Raw genomic sequence first — 16,600 nt, forward strand, 5'->3', positions numbered from 1 at the left:
GAAAGTAGCATCAGCTCAGTGCAGTGTAAATTTTATGATCTTCTGGTTATCGGTTAAGACTACTCAGATAACTGGTTAGCCGATCAGGATTATTAGATGCTCGTTCGTTCCGCTTGACCGCTTGCTACGACTTCTAGTCGCGGTATCAGTGCTTTAAATACAAGGTCCTGTCTCATAAGAGGCCAGGTCTTTTCAATTGGCGAATCTCAGGTTCGCCCTGCACGTTACGCAGTGCCGCATCACTTACCGATGCAAAAACTCGAAAAGATCTTGCCCAGCAATTCGTCGGCGCTCAGCTTGCCGGTGATCTCGCCGAGTGCTTCCTGTGCCAGGCGCAATTCTTCGGCGGCCAGTTCGAGTTGTTCGAAGCCCAGCTCCAGATCCGCCACGTCTGCATGCTGTTCGGCGCGCCGCAATGCCTCGACATGCCGCGTGCGTGCGGAGAATTCGCCTTCCACGCTGTCCGCTCCATCGCCCAGTGCGAGCTCGCGCAACCGGGCGTGCAACTGCTCCAGTCCCTGCCCGGTCACCGCCGAGACCGCGACCGCGTCGCGATCGAGCGCTGCGGGGCCGGCCAGCAGATCGCATTTGTTATGGATCCACAGCTGACGCGGCACCGCATCGATGGCATCGCCGATCGCATAGCGCGCGGCTTGCGGGTCGCGTGCATCCAGTACCACCAGCGCCAGGTCGGCGCGCTGCAACTCCGCGCGAGCGCGACGCATGCCCTCGCGCTCGATCGCATCACCGCCCTCGCGCAAACCGGCGGTATCGACCAACGTGAGTTCGAAGCCATCGAGCTGGATGGCTTCCTGCAAGGTGTCGCGGGTGGTGCCGGCGACATCGGTGACGATGGCACGCTCGCTACCGGCCAGTGCATTGAGCAACGAACTCTTGCCGGCATTGGGCGGGCCGATCAGCACCGCGTGCAGGCCGTCGCGCAACTTGCGCCCGCGCTCGGCATCGCGCAGCAGTAGTGCCAGTAATGCGCGCGCCTGCTGTAGCCCGTCGCGCACCTGCGCCCCGCCCAGGGTGTCGAGTGGCTCGTCGGCAAAGTCGATCGCCGCTTCCACATGGATGCGTAGCCGGGTGAGGCTGTCGCTGAGCGCATCGACACGTTGCGAAAACACACCGTCCAGCGATCTGCGCGCAGCACGTGCCGCGCGCAGATCGCCGGCGGCGATCAGATCGGCGATGGCTTCGGCCTGCGCCAGATCGAGTTTGCCGTTGAGAAACGCGCGCTCGCTGAATTCACCCGCGCGTGCCTGCCGCGCACCCAGCGCAATGCAACGTGCCACCAGCTGCCGCAACAGCACCGGGCTGCCGTGTCCCTGCAGCTCCACCACGTCTTCGCCGGTAAAGCTGCGTGGTGACTTGAACCACAGCGCGATGCCATCGTCGATGACCTCGCCCTGCCCATCGCGAAAGCGTGCGTACTGCGCCTGCCGTGGCTGCAACTGCGCAACGCCCAGCCCGGCGGCAATCTGCGCCGCCTGCGGCCCGGACAGGCGCACGATCCCCACCCCACCGGCTCCGGCGGCACTGGCGATGGCAACGATGGTAGACGTGGAAGACGACATGGGCATTGCTCTGAGGTGGATTGAAGAAGACAAGCGCGGCGATGCAGCGACTGCGCGGCCGGCAGCGGCATCCTGCCGATGCCCGGGTCCCTGGTGTATCACGCCTCCATCGCGGCACGCGCTCTCCTGACGCCTGTTCGCAACGCTGCGTCAGCCGCCGTGAATCACAGCGATTGCAACTGCGTGCGAGCCTGCGCGGCGCCGCTGCCTTGCGGCTGCAATTCCAGGTAAGTGGAATAGGCCTTGCGCGCCTTGTCGCGATCGCCGGCTTTTGCGTAGGCATCGCCAAGATTGAGATAGGCCACCGCACGCGATGGATCGATTTTCAAGGTATTTTCCAGCCAGCGCGCCGATTCGGCAAAGCGTTCCTGGCGGTAATACACAAAGCCCAGGTTGTTGGCGGCCAAGGCGAAATCCGGACGCAGCTTCAAGGCCTCGGCAAACTGCTCGGCCGCTTCGGCGTAGCGTTTTTCCTTGTACAACTGCAGGCCGCGCTCGTTGGCCAGCTGCGCACGTTGGCGGTCGCTGCTCTTCACCGCCGTCGGCAAGACCAGCCTGGCTTCGCCGCCTTGCAGGGTTTTTACCGTCACCGGTGCAGCCGCCACTGCAGCACCGCTGGTGGTGGCGACAGGACGCGCCGCATCCACGCGTCCGTTGAGTGCGATCGCATCGGCGGACAACTGCGCGGTACCGGCGGTCAGGAACTCTTCGCCGCTCGGTACCTGGAACACGAACTCGCCGCCCTGCGAGCCGGGCAGGCTGCCGAATGCCGGGGTCTGCGCCGACACTGCCGACACCGCCGGTGCGACATAGGCTGCCAGTTCGGTACCGGTGATCAGGCCATCGCCATTGAGGTCGCCCTTGCCCGCCAGCGCCTGCAGCAGCACCCAGGTAAATACCGAATGCCCGTTCGGGCCGCTGTCGGCCACCTGCTGATCGGCACCGCCGGCAGTGAGCATCTGGCGGGCGATGCGTCGCGCGTTCTCGCGCAGGTAAGCACTGGATGTCGGCCCGCCGCGCGTCAATCCCAGTCCGCTATAGCAGGCATCCATCACGAACAGCACATGCTTGGCCTGCAGGCTTTCGGCGATGTTCTGCAGGTCGCTCATCGCGATCGCATCGCTGGCCAGTTGCTGCGGATCCGAGTCGACCGGAATGATGTAACCCAGGTCGCGCCCGGATGCCAGCCGGCGCGTGGCGCCATGCCCGGCAAAGAACACGAACACGCGGTCGTTGGTCTGCGCGCGTCCCTCGCCGAGACGATCGTGGAACGCTGCAAGAATGTTGTTGCGCGTGGCCTGCCCGTTCTTGAGCACGATTACCTGCGAGGACGGAAATCCCAACGGGCCGGTCAAGGTGCTGGCGATGGCCTGCGCATCGTTGGCGGCATATTCGAGCTTGGGCCAGTGCGCGTAGTCGTCGATCCCGATCACGATCGCCCAGGAGTTGGCGTAGCCGGTGGTCACGGTTGCCTCGGCCGCCGCGCTGGGCGCGTGCGCCACCGAAAACTCGCGGCCATTCCAGCCGGCGAACTGATAGCCATCGGCGATCAGTCGGTCCAGGATCTGCGGCAGCGCCTTCACTGCACGGTCGTGAATGTCATGGAACAGCACGATGCCGCGCTGCTCCTTGTTCACCTGGTCGAGCACGCGCTGCACGATCGACTCTGGCACCGGGTCGGCCCAGTCCAGCGAATCGATGTTCCACATGATCGATTTCAAGCCGGCTTCGCTCAGCAACTGCAGCCCTTCGGCATTGCGCGCGCCATACGGAAACCGGAACAACGGCGCACGTTTGTCGTCCACCGCACGCAGCAAGGTGTCGGTATCCAGTACCTGGCTGCGCAAGGCATCGCCGGTGGTCCTGGACAACTGCGCATGGGTCAGGCTGTGATTGCCCACCGCATAGCCTTCTTCCATCAGCGTGTGGCTGATCTTGGACAGCGGCGCCAGCTTGGGTTTGCCATCGGCATCCAGGCTGCCGAGGTTCCGCCCCACTTCAAAGAACACGCCAGGCACGTCGTAGCGCTTGAGGATCGCCACGATCTCTTCGGTATAGGCCTTGTGCGGGCCGTCGTCGAAGGTCAGCACCACCGTCTTGGGCGGTAGATCGCGGCCGAACACCTCGCCGTCGCTATCGCGCGCGGAGAACGGATACGGCTCCACCACGCCGTGGTCGCGCAGGATTTTCTCGCGCGTATACAACGTACGCAGATGGGCGACGTAGTCGTCCCACTTTTCGCGCTTGGGCACGATCGCGCGGCTGCGATCGAAGCGACTGAAAATCTGCGTCAGCTCGGTGTTGTAGCTGCGCTCGATTTCATCCAGCGCCTCCAGATCCTCGCCAATACGTTGATGCAGTTTCACGGCCGGCAGCGCCGAATCCTTGCCGATGCGCGCGTGCAGCTCGCGCAGCACCTCGCGAAACGCCAGGCGGTCGGCATCGAACAGATCGGGCGCCGACTCCACTTCATCCAATACCGTGGCGATCGCGGCAAAACGGCCTGATTCGCGCGAGCTCAGCACGGTTTCAAACGCAGCGGCAATGCGTTCGCGTTGTTCCAGATTTTCATGGAACAGCTGCTGCCCCACGCTGCTGGAGGTCGCGCGATCGCGTGGGCTTTGTTTGTCCTCGTCGGCCAGCAACACGATGATGCGGCGGTGCCGATCCAGCTGTTCGCGCAGCTGTGCAATCAGCGCACGCGCCTTGGCGGCGTCGCCCGTTTGCGCGGCTGCATTGGCTGTGCCGCCCGCCGGTGGTGCCGAAGCAGGTGCCGGGGTGCCCGCTTCGCGTTTGCCACAGCCGGCCAGCGCCAGCAGTCCCACGCAGCTTGCGCACAGCAACAGGCGATGCAACGGCAATGGCTTCACGACGGCGTCCTTGGCGGTGGCAACACACGGAAACAGGCTTGCATGCAGAAAGCCCGCCTTTCGGCGGGCCTTCTTGAACTTACTTGGCGTTGGCCTGGATGATCTTGCTCGGCTTCTCGCCGTGCTGGCGGATCATCCACCACTGGATCAGCAACCCCAGGCCGCCGTTGACCACCCAGTACAACACCAGGCCGGCCGGCATGAAGGCCATCATGACGCCGAACACCAGCGGCATGAACTGCATCATCTTGGCCTGCATCGGGTCCATGCCCGGGGTTGGAGTCAACTTCTGCGTGGCCCACATGATGGAGATGTTGAGTACCGGCAGGATGAAGTACGGGTCGCGCGCGGTCAGATCCTGGATCCAGCCCAGCCACGGCGCCTGGCGCAATTCCACCGATTCCACCAGCACCCAGTACAGCGCGAAGAAGATCGGCATCTGGATCAGCAGCGGCAGGCAGCCGCCCATCGGGTTGATCTTTTCCTTCTTGAACAGCTCCATCGTCGCCTGCTGGTACTTGACGCGATCGTCGCCGTAGCGCTCCTTCAGCTGCGCCAGGCGCGGCTGGAAGCGGCGCATCTTGGCACCGGACTTGTACTGCGCAGCCGACAGCGGATACAGCGCCAGACGCAGCAGCACCACCAGGCCGATGATGGCCCAGCCCCAGTTATGCAGGAAGCTGTGCAGATGGCTCAGCACCCAGAACAGGCCCTGGCCGATGATGGCCATGATCGAGAAGCGGCTGTAATCGACCACACGATCCAGGCCCTTCACATCTTCCTTGGCGATCAGGCTAACCAGCTTCGGACCCACCCACAGGCGCGCCTCGGTGCTGGCGGTCTGACCCGGTGCCACGGTGAAGGCCGGGCCACGCAGTTCGGCCACGTCGCGCGGGCCATCCTGATTCAGCACATACAGTGAGGCCTGGTCCTTCTGCGGAATCCACGCGGTGAAGAAGTGGTGCTGCAACAGCGCCACCCAGCCGCCGGTGATCTGGCGATTCAGGCCGCCATCGTCCATGTAGTCCTTGAACGCGCGACGCTCGTAGCCTTCCTGCGGGCTATACCAGGTCGCCCCGTTGAAGCTGAAGGAATCCGGGTTGGTCATGCCGCGACTGAGGATGGTCGGCACCCGGCTCAGCTTGCGGAACACATAACCGTTCCACGGCGCGCCGCTCTTGTTGATCACTTCATCCTTGATCGAGATCGCGTAGCGGCCGCGCTCCAGGGTGAAGGTGCGGCGGATCGACACGCCGTTGGGGCCGTTCCACACGAATGGCACCACCAGGGTGTTCTGCCCCTTGGCCAGTTCGAACGCGGTGCCCGGCTGTTCGGCACGGAAGCCGGCCACGCCCGGTACCGGCGAATGCTCGCTGGCCCAGCCGCTGGTGGCGTTGTAGGGGTGCACCGCATCTTCGGTCAGCAGGCTGACCGGCGCGGTGCCGTCCTTGGTCTGCGGAAACTGCAGCAACTCGGCATCGAGCACGCTGCGGCCATCCAGCTTCAGGCGCAGCACGTCCGAGGTCAGCGTGACCACTGGTGCAGCACCGGCAGCAGCCGGTGTCGCGGCGGTGATGCTGGTCGCCGGTGTCGCGCCCGGCACGCCGGCCTGCGGGATGGCTTGCGCCGCAGGCACATTGGCCGCTGCCGCAGCGGCATCGGGGTCACGCGCAGCCGGGACCGACTGGGTCGTCGGCGCAACCGGCGCGTTGGCCGCCGCCTTGTCCTTGCCCCACTCCATCCACAGCAACGCCGCGACCATCAGCCAGGCAAAAATCAGGAACACACGGGTCTGGTTCATCGGGCAGCAACTCGCTCAGTCGGAACTGGGTTCCGGCTCTGTCGGGGAAAGGGAGGATGGGTGCATCGTCCTGGCGGGCGGCATTGTGCCGGGCGCAGCAGGCAGGGGCAATGCGCCAGCGCGGCGCAGCAGACGCACGAAGGCATCGCGGATCTGTGGATTGGTCGCTTTGGCGGCTGCAGAGCGCGCCACAATGACGTAGTCGCCACCGGCCAGCTCGGGCAACAGGTGCCGCATCGCATCGCGCAACACGCGTTTGATCCGGTTACGCCCGACCGCACGCGTATCGACCTTGCGCGATACCGCCATGCCCAGGCGCGGCGGCGTATCGCCGGTCCGCCAGTGCAGGCTGAGCAACGGGTCCGAGGTACGACGTGCCGTATCGAAAACGACCGTATATTGCGCACGCGTACGAACCCGCGCAGAGCGAGGAAATCGCCTGCACGGGTTCGATGCGTTCACGTTAGGGACTGCCTCGGCCGCAGGGAGCGGCGCGGCAATCAAGCGCTCAGGCGCTTGCGGCCCTTGGCGCGGCGGCGAGCCAGGATCTTGCGGCCGTCGGCGGTTGCCATACGTGCGCGGAAGCCATGGTCGCGTGCTCGCTTGAGGTTGCTGGGTTGGAAAGTACGCTTGGTGGCCATGGGGCCCTCTGCATGAATGGAGACGAATAGAACCGGCGATTCTATAGGGGCGCAACAGGCCCGGTCAACTCCCCAGACGCTTTACCGGAGGTGACGAGGCGCACGGCCTGTGGATGGACCTGTGAATAAGTCTGGGAAAACCCTGCCTGCGGTGCTAGGCTGGTCCATCCTCTTTTCACTTCCGGGCTGCGTGCACGGCGCTTTGCTGCGCGCCGCAGCCAGCAACAGATGATCACACTTTGATGGATGCTTGGCCCCGCTGCCTGGAACGTCTCGAAGCCGAATTTCCGCCCGAAGACGTCCACACCTGGTTGAAACCGCTGCAAGCCGAAGATCGCGGCGACAGTATCGTGCTGTATGCCCCGAACGCCTTTATCGTCGACCAGGTGCGCGAACGCTACCTGCCGCGTATCCGCGAGTTGGTGGCGTATTTCGTCGGCAACGGCGAAGTGGCGCTGGCGGTCGGTTCACGTCCGCGCGCGCCGGCGCCGCAGCCGGCACCGCTGGCCTCGCCCAGCGCGGCGGTCGCGGCGCCGATCGTGCCGTTCGCCGGCAACCTGGATTCGCATTACACCTTCGCCAACTTCGTGGAGGGGCGTAGCAACCAGTTGGGCCTGGCCGCCGCGATCCAGGCCGCGCAGAAGCCCGGCGACCGCGCGCACAACCCGCTGCTGCTGTACGGCAGCACCGGCCTGGGCAAGACCCACCTGATGTTCGCCGCCGGCAACGCGCTGCGTCAGGCCAATCCGGCCGCCAAGGTGATGTATCTGCGCTCTGAGCAGTTCTTCAGCGCGATGATCCGGGCGTTGCAGGACAAGGCGATGGACCAGTTCAAGCGCCAATTCCAGCAAATCGATGCGCTGTTGATCGACGACATCCAGTTCTTTGCCGGCAAGGACCGCACCCAGGAAGAGTTTTTCCACACCTTCAACGCGCTATTCGACGGCCGCCAGCAGATCATCCTGACCTGCGACCGCTATCCGCGCGAGGTCGAAGGCCTGGAGCCGCGGCTGAAGTCGCGGCTGGCCTGGGGCCTGTCGGTGGCGATCGACCCGCCCGACTTCGAGACCCGCGCGGCGATCGTGCTGGCCAAGGCGCGCGAGCGCGGTGCGGACATTCCCGACGACGTGGCGTTTTTGATCGCCAAGAAGATGCGCTCCAACGTGCGCGACCTGGAAGGGGCGCTCAACACGCTGGTGGCGCGCGCAAACTTCACCGGCCGCGCGATCACCGTGGAATTCGCCCAGGAGACGCTGCGCGACCTGCTGCGCGCCCAGCAGCAGGCGATCGGCATCCCCAACATCCAGAAGACCGTGGCGGACTACTACGGCCTGCAGATGAAGGATCTGCTCTCCAAGCGGCGGACCCGCTCGCTGGCGCGCCCGCGCCAGGTAGCGATGGCGCTAGCCAAAGAGCTCACCGAACACAGCCTGCCGGAGATCGGTGACGCGTTTGCCGGCCGCGACCACACCACCGTGCTGCATGCCTGCCGGCAGATCCGCACGCTGATGGAGGCCGACGGCAAGCTGCGCGAGGACTGGGAAAAGCTGATTCGCAAGCTCAGCGAGTGAGTCGGCCGACCTGCTGACGGCATGCATGGAAGAAATGCGTGGAAACGTTGGGGTCAAATGCGGGAGAATCTGTGGATAACGTTGCGCGGTGGTTCGAGCGGAAAACTATCCACAGGTTCTACCGCAAGGCCAGGCGCACTAATCCAACGACTTTCAGGCGCTGAATTGTCTTTGGAAACAAATAGTTATGGTGGTTATCCGCTGAAAACGGCCCTACCATCACCACCACGCTTTTGATTTATTCCATATCTTTTAAAGCATAGGGGCACGGAACCACATGCGTTTTACACTGCAGCGCGAAGCCTTCCTCAAACCGTTGGCCCAAGTGGTCAACGTGGTCGAACGCCGTCAAACCCTGCCTGTGCTGGCCAATCTGCTGGTGCAGGTCAAGGACGGACAGGTCTCGTTGACCGGCACGGACCTGGAAGTGGAAATGATCTCGCGCACGATGGTGGAAGACGCGCAGGACGGCGAAACCACGATTCCGGCCCGCAAGTTGTTCGACATCCTGCGCGCCCTGCCCGATGGCAGCCGCGTCACCATCTCGCAGACCGGCGACAAGGTCACCGTGCAGGCGGGTCGTAGCCGCTTCACCCTGGCGACGCTGCCTGCCAACGATTTCCCGTCGGTAGACGAAGTCGAGGCCACCGAGCGTGTCGCGGTGCCGGAAGCGGCGTTGAAGGAGTTGATCGAGCGCACGGCGTTTGCGATGGCGCAGCAGGACGTGCGCTATTACCTCAACGGTCTGTTGTTCGACCTGCGCGACGGCTTGCTGCGTTGCGTGGCCACCGATGGCCATCGCTTGGCGCTGTGCGAGACGGAGCTGGAGAAGTCCGGTGGTGCCAAACGCCAGATCATCGTGCCGCGCAAGGGCGTGACCGAGTTGCTGCGTCTGCTGGAAGCCGCTGACCGTGAAGTGGAGCTGGAAGTCGGGCGCAGCCACATCCGCGTCAAGCGTGGCGATGTGACCTTTACCTCGAAGTTGATCGATGGCCGCTTCCCGGATTACGAGGCAGTGATTCCGATTGGTGCCGACCGCGAGGTCAAGGTCGATCGTGAAGCGCTGCGGGCTTCGCTGCAGCGTGCGGCGATCCTGTCGAATGAAAAGTACCGTGGCGTGCGTGTGGAAGTCTCGCCGGGTCAGTTGAAGATCAGCGCGCACAATCCCGAACAGGAAGAAGCGCAGGAAGAGATCGAGGCCGACACAAAGGTGGATGACCTGGCGATTGGCTTCAACGTCAATTACCTGCTGGACGCGCTGTCTGCACTGCGCGACGAGCATGTGGTGATCCAGCTGCGCGATGCAAACTCGTCCGCGCTGGTGCGTGAAGCGAGCAGCGAGAAGTCGCGTCACGTGGTGATGCCGCTGCGTCTCTGACGTCGCGTTCCACGTGGAACACGAAAAAGCCCGGCGGATGCCGGGCTTTTTTATGGTCTATGGTGGCGTCGACAGCACTGCACAGCGTTGGTTGGTTGGCCGGCATCGGATCGAGCCTCTTTGAGCATCGTCCAGCTGATCGCGAGGGTTCGCGGGCGCGTGCTGTACAAGCCAATGGTTCCGCGTGCGGCTCATCCATCTGCGAAGGTGGCCCAACACCACTGCAAATGGTCGCCCGGGTCGGGAACCAGAGCAGCGGCATCGCCCTGCCATCGCGGCGGCAAGGCAGCATCGGGGCATTTTTCCTGACCTTGTCAGGCAGCGGACGTCACCGTTGAGGTGTGCATCCGGCACGACCCGCGAAACGCTGCGCGGGTCTACTGCGGAATCCGCCGATTCAGCCTGCTATCTGCAGATGCTCACGTGGAACAGCGTTTCTGCACTGCGCGGGTCTCGGCGCGTCAGCGCAGTGCGAAGTGAGTCGCTGCCTGCGTCCAGCTGGCGTGGTTTTCGACGCCATCGAAGCCCTCGCGCTCGTGCGCAGGCTGCGCGACGGCGGATTGCGTGAACCAGACTGGCTGGGAACGATGTTCGAGGTTGAGGACAGCATGGCGATGCGTGACTTCCCCGCGAGACGCAGTGGGTTGGTCAATGCAGATCCACGGTGAACGACGACATCGCAGGCAGTCTCAGTGCGTTCGAGGAAGATCGGCACTTTCCGGAGACAAGACAGCAAGACCTTTTTGAACTTATGCACATCTAGCTTTGCTTTTAAATCTATAAATAATCTAAGAGCTTGGTGGTGATGGTAGGCCCAGATTTCAAAGAAAATTACACTAAGCGATTGGTTCTAAAGGGTTTTATGGCATCGAAACCCTGTGCTTATCGCCCTGTTTACGCCCGTGGAACCTGTGGATAACGACACGCCGGCTATTCGGACTCTGTTTTGTCCACAGGTTATCCCCTGTCTGCCCGCAGGCACTGGGCGTGTCGTGCTGAGCAGGATCGAGACCGATCACGTATTCTCCGCACCGACCGGGATGCCGGATCACAGTCCGGAGCAGACCCAGCGATGCACGTAGTACGGTTGTCCATCCATCGACTTCGTCGCTTCCAGGTTGTCGAGTTTCAACCAGCCAGCTCCTTGAACCTGCTGACTGGGGACAATGGCGCCGGCAAGACCAGCGTGCTCGAAGCGCTTCATCTGATGGCCTATGGGCGTAGTTTTCGCGGACGCGTGCGCGATGGCCTGATCCAGCAAGGCGCCAATGACCTGGAAGTGTTCGTGGAATGGCGCGAACGTGGCGCAGATGCGGGCGCCCGCTCGCGTAAGGCTGGCTTGCGCCACAGCGGCCAGGAGTGGACTGGGCGCCTGGATGGCGAAGATGTCGCGCAGCTTGGGTCGTTATGCGCTGCGCTGGCGGTGGTGACCTTCGAACCCGGAAGCCATGTGCTGATCAGCGGTGGCGGAGAGCCACGCCGTCGTTTTCTGGATTGGGGCTTGTTCCACGTGGAACCTGACTTCCTGGCGCTGTGGCGGCGCTATGCCCGCGCACTCAAACAACGCAATGCCTTGCTCAAGCAAGGGGCGCAACCCCGGATGCTCGATGCCTGGGACCAGGAACTCGCCGAATCCGGCGAAACCCTGACCTCCCGTCGCCTGCGCTACCTGGAGCGCCTGCAGGAACGGCTGATTCCCGTCGCCACCGCCATCGCGCCATCGCTTGGGCTGTCTGCGCTCACGTTCGCGCCAGGTTGGAAGCGGCATGAGGTATCGCTCGCCGATGCCTTGCTGCTGGCGCGCGAGCGCGACCGCCAGAACGGCTACACCTCGCAAGGGCCGCATCGTGCCGACTGGATCCCAGCGTTCGACGCGCTGCCAGGAAAGGATGCGCTATCACGCGGTCAGGCCAAGCTCACCGCCCTCGCCTGCCTGCTTGCCCAGGCAGAAGACTTCGCCCATGAGCGCGGCGAGTGGCCGGTCATCGCATTGGACGATCTGGGCTCGGAGCTGGATCGGCACCATCAGGCGCGCGTGTTGCACCGGTTGTCCAACGCGCCCGCCCAGGTACTGATCACCGCCACGGAAGTTCCTCCCGGACTCGCCGACGCAGGTGCGATGCTGCACCGGTTCCACGTGGAACAGGGTAAGGTCGCCCCGCAGACAGCCTCAGACTGGGCTTCCACGGCCGGGGCGGGCCGACTGGTATAATTCGGCCGCTATCCCCTTTTTCCCACGGTGCGAAGCGGCTCCCGCCGTCTGTGCCCGTGTTGTGGAGCTAACGGCACTCGCATGACCGAAGAACAGAACACCTCGCCCACTCCCAACGGCACCTACGACTCCAGCAAGATCACCGTGCTGCGTGGCCTGGAAGCCGTCCGCAAGCGCCCCGGCATGTACATCGGCGATGTCCATGACGGCACCGGCCTGCACCACATGGTGTTCGAGGTGGTCGACAACTCGGTCGACGAAGCCCTGGCCGGCCATGCAGACGATATCGTGGTCAAGATCCTGGTCGATGGCTCGGTCGCCGTGTCCGACAACGGACGTGGCGTGCCGGTCGATATCCACAAGGAAGAAGGCGTCTCCGCGGCCGAGGTGATCCTGACCGTGCTGCACGCCGGCGGCAAGTTCGACGACAACAGCTACAAAGTGTCCGGCGGTCTGCACGGCGTGGGCGTGTCGGTGGTCAACGCGCTGTCTGAGCACCTGTGGCTGGACATCTGGCGCGACGGCTTCCACTACCAGCAGGAATACGCGCTGGGCGAGCCGCAATATCCGCTCAAGCAGCTCGAAGCCTCGACCAAGCGCGGCACCACGTTGCGGTTCAAGCCGGCCGTGGCCATCTTCAGCGACGTCGAGTTTCACTACGACATCCTGGCGCGCCGCCTGCGCGAGCTGTCGTTCCTCAATTCCGGGGTCAAGATCGCGCTGATCGACGAGCGCGGCGAAGGCCGCCGCGACGATTTTCATTACGAAGGCGGAATCCGCAGCTTCGTCGAGCATCTGGCGCAGCTCAAGTCGCCGCTGCACCCCAACGTGATTTCGGTGACCGGCGAGCACAACGGCATCGTGGTGGACGTGGCCCTGCAATGGACCGACGCCTACCAGGAAACCATGTACTGCTTCACCAACAACATCCCGCAGAAGGATGGCGGCACCCACCTGGCAGGTTTCCGCGCGGCGCTGACGCGTGTGCTCAGCAACTACATCGAGCAGAACGGCATCGCCAAGCAGGCGAAGGTCGCCCTGACCGGCGACGACATGCGCGAAGGCATGATCGCGGTGCTGTCGGTGAAGGTGCCCGACCCCAGTTTTTCCTCGCAGACCAAGGAAAAGCTGGTCAGCTCGGATGTGCGCCCGGCGGTGGAAAACGCCTTCGGTGCGCGCCTGCAGGAGTTCCTGCAGGAAAATCCGAACGAAGCCAAGGCCATCACCGGCAAGATCGTCGATGCCGCACGCGCGCGCGAAGCCGCCCGCAAGGCGCGCGACCTGACCCGCCGCAAGGGCGCGCTGGACATCGCCGGCCTGCCCGGCAAGCTCGCCGACTGCCAGGAAAAGGATCCTGCACTGTCGGAGCTGTTCATCGTCGAGGGTGACTCGGCAGGTGGCTCGGCCAAGCAGGGCCGCAACCGCAAGAACCAGGCGGTGCTGCCGCTGCGCGGCAAGATCCTCAACGTCGAGCGCGCGCGTTTCGACCGCATGCTGGCGTCCGACCAGGTCGGCACGCTGATCACCGCGCTCGGCACCGGCATCGGCCGCGACGAGTACAACCCGGACAAGCTGCGCTACCACCGCATCATCCTGATGACCGATGCCGACGTCGACGGCTCGCACATCCGCACCCTGTTGCTGACGTTCTTCTACCGGCAGATGCCGGAGCTGATCGAGCGCGGCTACATCTACATCGGCCTGCCGCCGCTGTACAAGCTCAAGCAGGGCAAGAGCGAGCTGTATCTGAAGGACGACGCGGCGCTCAACGCCTACCTGGCCAGCAATGCGGTCGAAGGTGCGGCGCTGATTCCGGCCAGCGACGAGCCGCCGATCACCGGCGAGGCGCTGGAAAAACTGTTGATGCTGTTCACCAGCGCCAACGAAGCGATCGCACGCAATGCGCACCGCTACGACCCGGCGCTGCTTACCGCGCTGATCGACCTGCCGCCGTTGGATGTGGACAAGTTGCAGGCCGAAGGCGAGGTGCACCCCACCCTGGATGCGCTGCAGGCAGTGCTCAACCGTGGCACCCTGGGCACGGCGCGCTACCAGCTGCGTTTCGACCCGGCTACCGACAGCGCCTCGGCGTCGCTGGTGGCGGTGCGCAGGCACATGGGCGAGGAATTCACCCAGGTGCTGCCGATGGGCGCATTCGAAAGCGGCGAGTTGCGTCCGCTGCGCGAGGTCTCGCTGGCCCTGCACGACCTGGTCCGCGAAGGCGCCCAGATCGTGCGCGGCAACAAGACCCACCCGATCACCAGCTTTGCCCAGGCGCATGCCTGGCTGCTGGAAGAGGCCAAGCGAGGCCGCCAGGTCCAGCGCTTCAAGGGCCTGGGCGAAATGAACGCCGAGCAATTGTGGGAAACCACGGTCAACCCGGACACGCGTCGTCTGTTGCAGGTGCGTATCGAGGATGCCGTGGCCGCCGATCAGATCTTCAGCACCTTGATGGGCGATGTGGTCGAACCACGTCGAGACTTCATCGAGGACAATGCGCTGAAGGTATCCAACCTGGATATCTGAGCCACTGTCTGTCGCCGCCAACGCGTCGCGCAAGCGGTGGATTGGCGGCTGCGGCTTTTCAGGATGATGATGAGCGCAGATCCGTTACCGCGTCCGGCCCCGTTGCCGGAGGCCGGCAAATCCCCGCTGCTTCCCCCCTTGCTCGGCTTTGGCATCGATGTGCTGATCGCCACCGGCATGCTCCTGACGCTGAGCGTGGCCTGCTTCGCGCTCTGGGGCGCCTCCCGCGGCATCAGCGCGGCAATGGCAGCCAAGGCACAGGGCATAACGCTCTCGTCCACCGAGATCATGGCCATGATCGGCCCTCCCGGTGTCTTGACACAGCTGGTTACCGCGCTTGTCAGCACCGCCACGCCGGCGGTGGTGCTGTACTACTGGCGTCGCCGCGCCACTGCGGCCGAACAGCTCGCCTCGCGTGCCGCCACACGCCGAGTGGCCACCTGGGGCTGGACCGGGCTGATCGCAGTGGGTGTCTTTGCGCTCAGCAGTCTGGTCAGCGTCGCCGCATCCGCGCTGGGCATCAAGCCGGTGCCGACCAACCTGCCGCTGATGGAAGAAGCGATCAAACAGTGGCCGCTGGCGCTGGTGCTGTTTGCCGTGGTGATTGCCCCGGCGTACGAGGAATTGCTGTTCCGGCGCGTGTTGTTCGGCCGTCTGCTCGCAGCTGGACGCCCGTGGCTCGGCATCGGGCTGAGCAGCGCGATCTTCGCCCTGGTGCATGAGGTGCCCGGTGTCAGCGGCAATGGCCCGGCTGCCATCGCGCAGCTATGGCTGATCTACGGCAGCATGGGCGCAGCCTTTGCGTGGCTGTATTGGCGCACCGGAACCTTGTGGGCGCCCATCGCGGCACATGGCATCAACAACGCGACCGCCTTGGCAGCGCTGTACTTTTTTGGCATCGGCTGACCGTTTGACGAAATGTTAAGCCGAGCCTGCCAAAATGCCCCCACAGTTTTAGGGGGATCGCATGAAAGCCAGGCTCTTGTTCGTTGTTACCGTCCTTGCACTGACGGCGTGTGCCACCACCACCTCGCCCACCGGCCGCCGACAGGTGGTGGGAGGCGTGTCGCAAGAGCAGCTCGACCAGCTCGGCGCGCAGTCGTTCGCGCAGACCAAGGCCAAGGAAAAAGTCAGCACCGACGGTAAGCAGAACGCCTACGTGCAATGCGTGGTCAATACCCTGGTCGCGCAGTTGCCGCCGAAATGGCGCGAAACCCGCTGGGAAACCGCATTGTTCGTGGATGACGAAGCCAATGCCTTCGCCCTGCCCGGCGGCAAGGTCGGCGTCAACACCGGCATCTTCACCGTTGCCAAGACCCAGGATCAGCTGGCCGCCGTGCTCGGGCACGAGATCGGGCATGTCATCTCGCGCCACCACGAAGAACGCATCACCCGCCAGCTGGGCGCACAGGCCGGTCTGGGTGTGATCGGCGCACTGGCCGGTGCGGCCTACGGCGACGGCGCGGCCAGCGCGGTGAACCAGGTCGGCGGTATGACCGCGCAGACAGTGTTCCTGCTCCCGGGCTCGCGCACCCAGGAAAGCGAGGCCGACGTGGTGGGTCAGCGCCTCATGGCACAAGCCGGATTTGATCCCGCGCAGGCGGTGACGCTATGGCAGAACATGATGGCGGCCAGCGGCAACCGCCAACCGCAATGGCTGTCCACGCACCCGGACCCTGCCAACCGCATCCGCGAATTGCAGGCCGACGTCAATCAGCTTGAGCCAGTGTATGAACAGGCGCGCCAGGCCGGCCGGACGCCAAAATGCGGCTAGTACACCTAACACAGGTTCGTCGTGATGGTCGGGCCAGCCTGGGCGCCTACGCCCATACGCTCATGTACGTAGGGTCTCGAGAGCGCGATTTCACACAGCTGACGATCGCTCGCAACATGTGTCAGTCATGCTAAGACCGTGAATTCACGTACCGATTGTCGCAATACAGCATGGAAACCGTTTTCGGGAACTGAGACTTTCTGCTAAGTTTGCCGGCTCAGATTTTTCGTACAGCGTCCATTCCGCT

At 63.9% G+C, this 16,600-nt stretch carries 12 protein-coding genes; 7 read left to right on the plus strand and 5 right to left on the minus strand.

Annotated elements, in window-relative coordinates; translation table 11 throughout:
- Positions 1-239: 239 nt before the first annotated feature.
- From mnmE to rpmH, 5 genes are all read right to left on the minus strand, one after another.
- Positions 240-1,580, minus strand: coding sequence for a tRNA uridine-5-carboxymethylaminomethyl(34) synthesis GTPase MnmE (mnmE, locus tag GGR62_RS12875; protein ID WP_184408286.1), 1,341 nt, complete (start codon positions 1,578-1,580; stop codon positions 240-242).
- Between the two features lie 164 nt (positions 1,581-1,744).
- Entirely contained in the window at positions 1,745-4,450 is a 2,706-nt protein-coding gene (locus GGR62_RS12880; RefSeq protein WP_184408287.1) for a polysaccharide deacetylase family protein, read from the minus strand.
- A gap of 79 nt (positions 4,451-4,529) precedes the next feature.
- A complete protein-coding gene (gene yidC / locus GGR62_RS12885; RefSeq protein ID WP_184408288.1) occupies positions 4,530-6,251 on the minus strand; it encodes a membrane protein insertase YidC in 1,722 nt (573 codons plus the stop codon).
- Between the two features lie 15 nt (positions 6,252-6,266).
- Complete coding sequence (gene rnpA, locus GGR62_RS12890) at positions 6,267-6,713, minus strand: ribonuclease P protein component (protein WP_104650389.1); 447 nt, start codon at positions 6,711-6,713, stop codon at positions 6,267-6,269.
- A gap of 38 nt (positions 6,714-6,751) precedes the next feature.
- A complete protein-coding gene (rpmH, locus tag GGR62_RS12895; protein ID WP_002805908.1) occupies positions 6,752-6,892 on the minus strand; it encodes a 50S ribosomal protein L34 in 141 nt (46 codons plus the stop codon).
- 242 nt (positions 6,893-7,134) lie between these two features.
- On the opposite strand from rpmH, the gene dnaA reads away from it, so the two are divergent.
- From dnaA to GGR62_RS12930, 7 genes are all read left to right on the plus strand, one after another.
- Positions 7,135-8,463: a chromosomal replication initiator protein DnaA gene (gene dnaA, locus GGR62_RS12900; RefSeq protein WP_184408289.1), complete on the plus strand. Its 1,329-nt coding sequence runs from the start codon at positions 7,135-7,137 to the stop codon at positions 8,461-8,463.
- A gap of 277 nt (positions 8,464-8,740) precedes the next feature.
- A complete protein-coding gene (gene dnaN, locus GGR62_RS12905; RefSeq protein ID WP_055852563.1) occupies positions 8,741-9,841 on the plus strand; it encodes a DNA polymerase III subunit beta in 1,101 nt (366 codons plus the stop codon).
- Between the two features lie 476 nt (positions 9,842-10,317).
- The gene (locus GGR62_RS12910; RefSeq protein WP_184408290.1) at positions 10,318-10,509 is read left to right on the plus strand and encodes a hypothetical protein; all 192 of its coding nucleotides are present in this window, start codon (positions 10,318-10,320) and stop codon (positions 10,507-10,509) included.
- A 404-nt stretch (positions 10,510-10,913) separates the two neighbouring features.
- Positions 10,914-12,053: a DNA replication/repair protein RecF gene (recF, locus tag GGR62_RS12915; protein WP_184408291.1), complete on the plus strand. Its 1,140-nt coding sequence runs from the start codon at positions 10,914-10,916 to the stop codon at positions 12,051-12,053.
- Between the two features lie 81 nt (positions 12,054-12,134).
- The gene (gyrB, locus tag GGR62_RS12920) at positions 12,135-14,579 is read left to right on the plus strand and encodes a DNA topoisomerase (ATP-hydrolyzing) subunit B (RefSeq protein WP_184408292.1); all 2,445 of its coding nucleotides are present in this window, start codon (positions 12,135-12,137) and stop codon (positions 14,577-14,579) included.
- Positions 14,580-14,648: 69 nt separating this feature from the next.
- Positions 14,649-15,485, plus strand: coding sequence for a CPBP family intramembrane glutamic endopeptidase (locus tag GGR62_RS12925; RefSeq protein WP_184408293.1), 837 nt, complete (start codon positions 14,649-14,651; stop codon positions 15,483-15,485).
- A gap of 61 nt (positions 15,486-15,546) precedes the next feature.
- Positions 15,547-16,353 (plus strand): M48 family metallopeptidase, encoded by an 807-nt coding sequence (locus GGR62_RS12930; protein ID WP_184408294.1) that lies wholly within the window; start codon positions 15,547-15,549, stop codon positions 16,351-16,353.
- The last annotated feature ends 247 nt before the right edge of the window (positions 16,354-16,600 follow it).

This window comes from Xanthomonas sp. 3075 (assembly GCF_014197275.1).
Taxonomy (GTDB): Bacteria; Pseudomonadota; Gammaproteobacteria; order Xanthomonadales; family Xanthomonadaceae; genus Xanthomonas; species Xanthomonas campestris_B.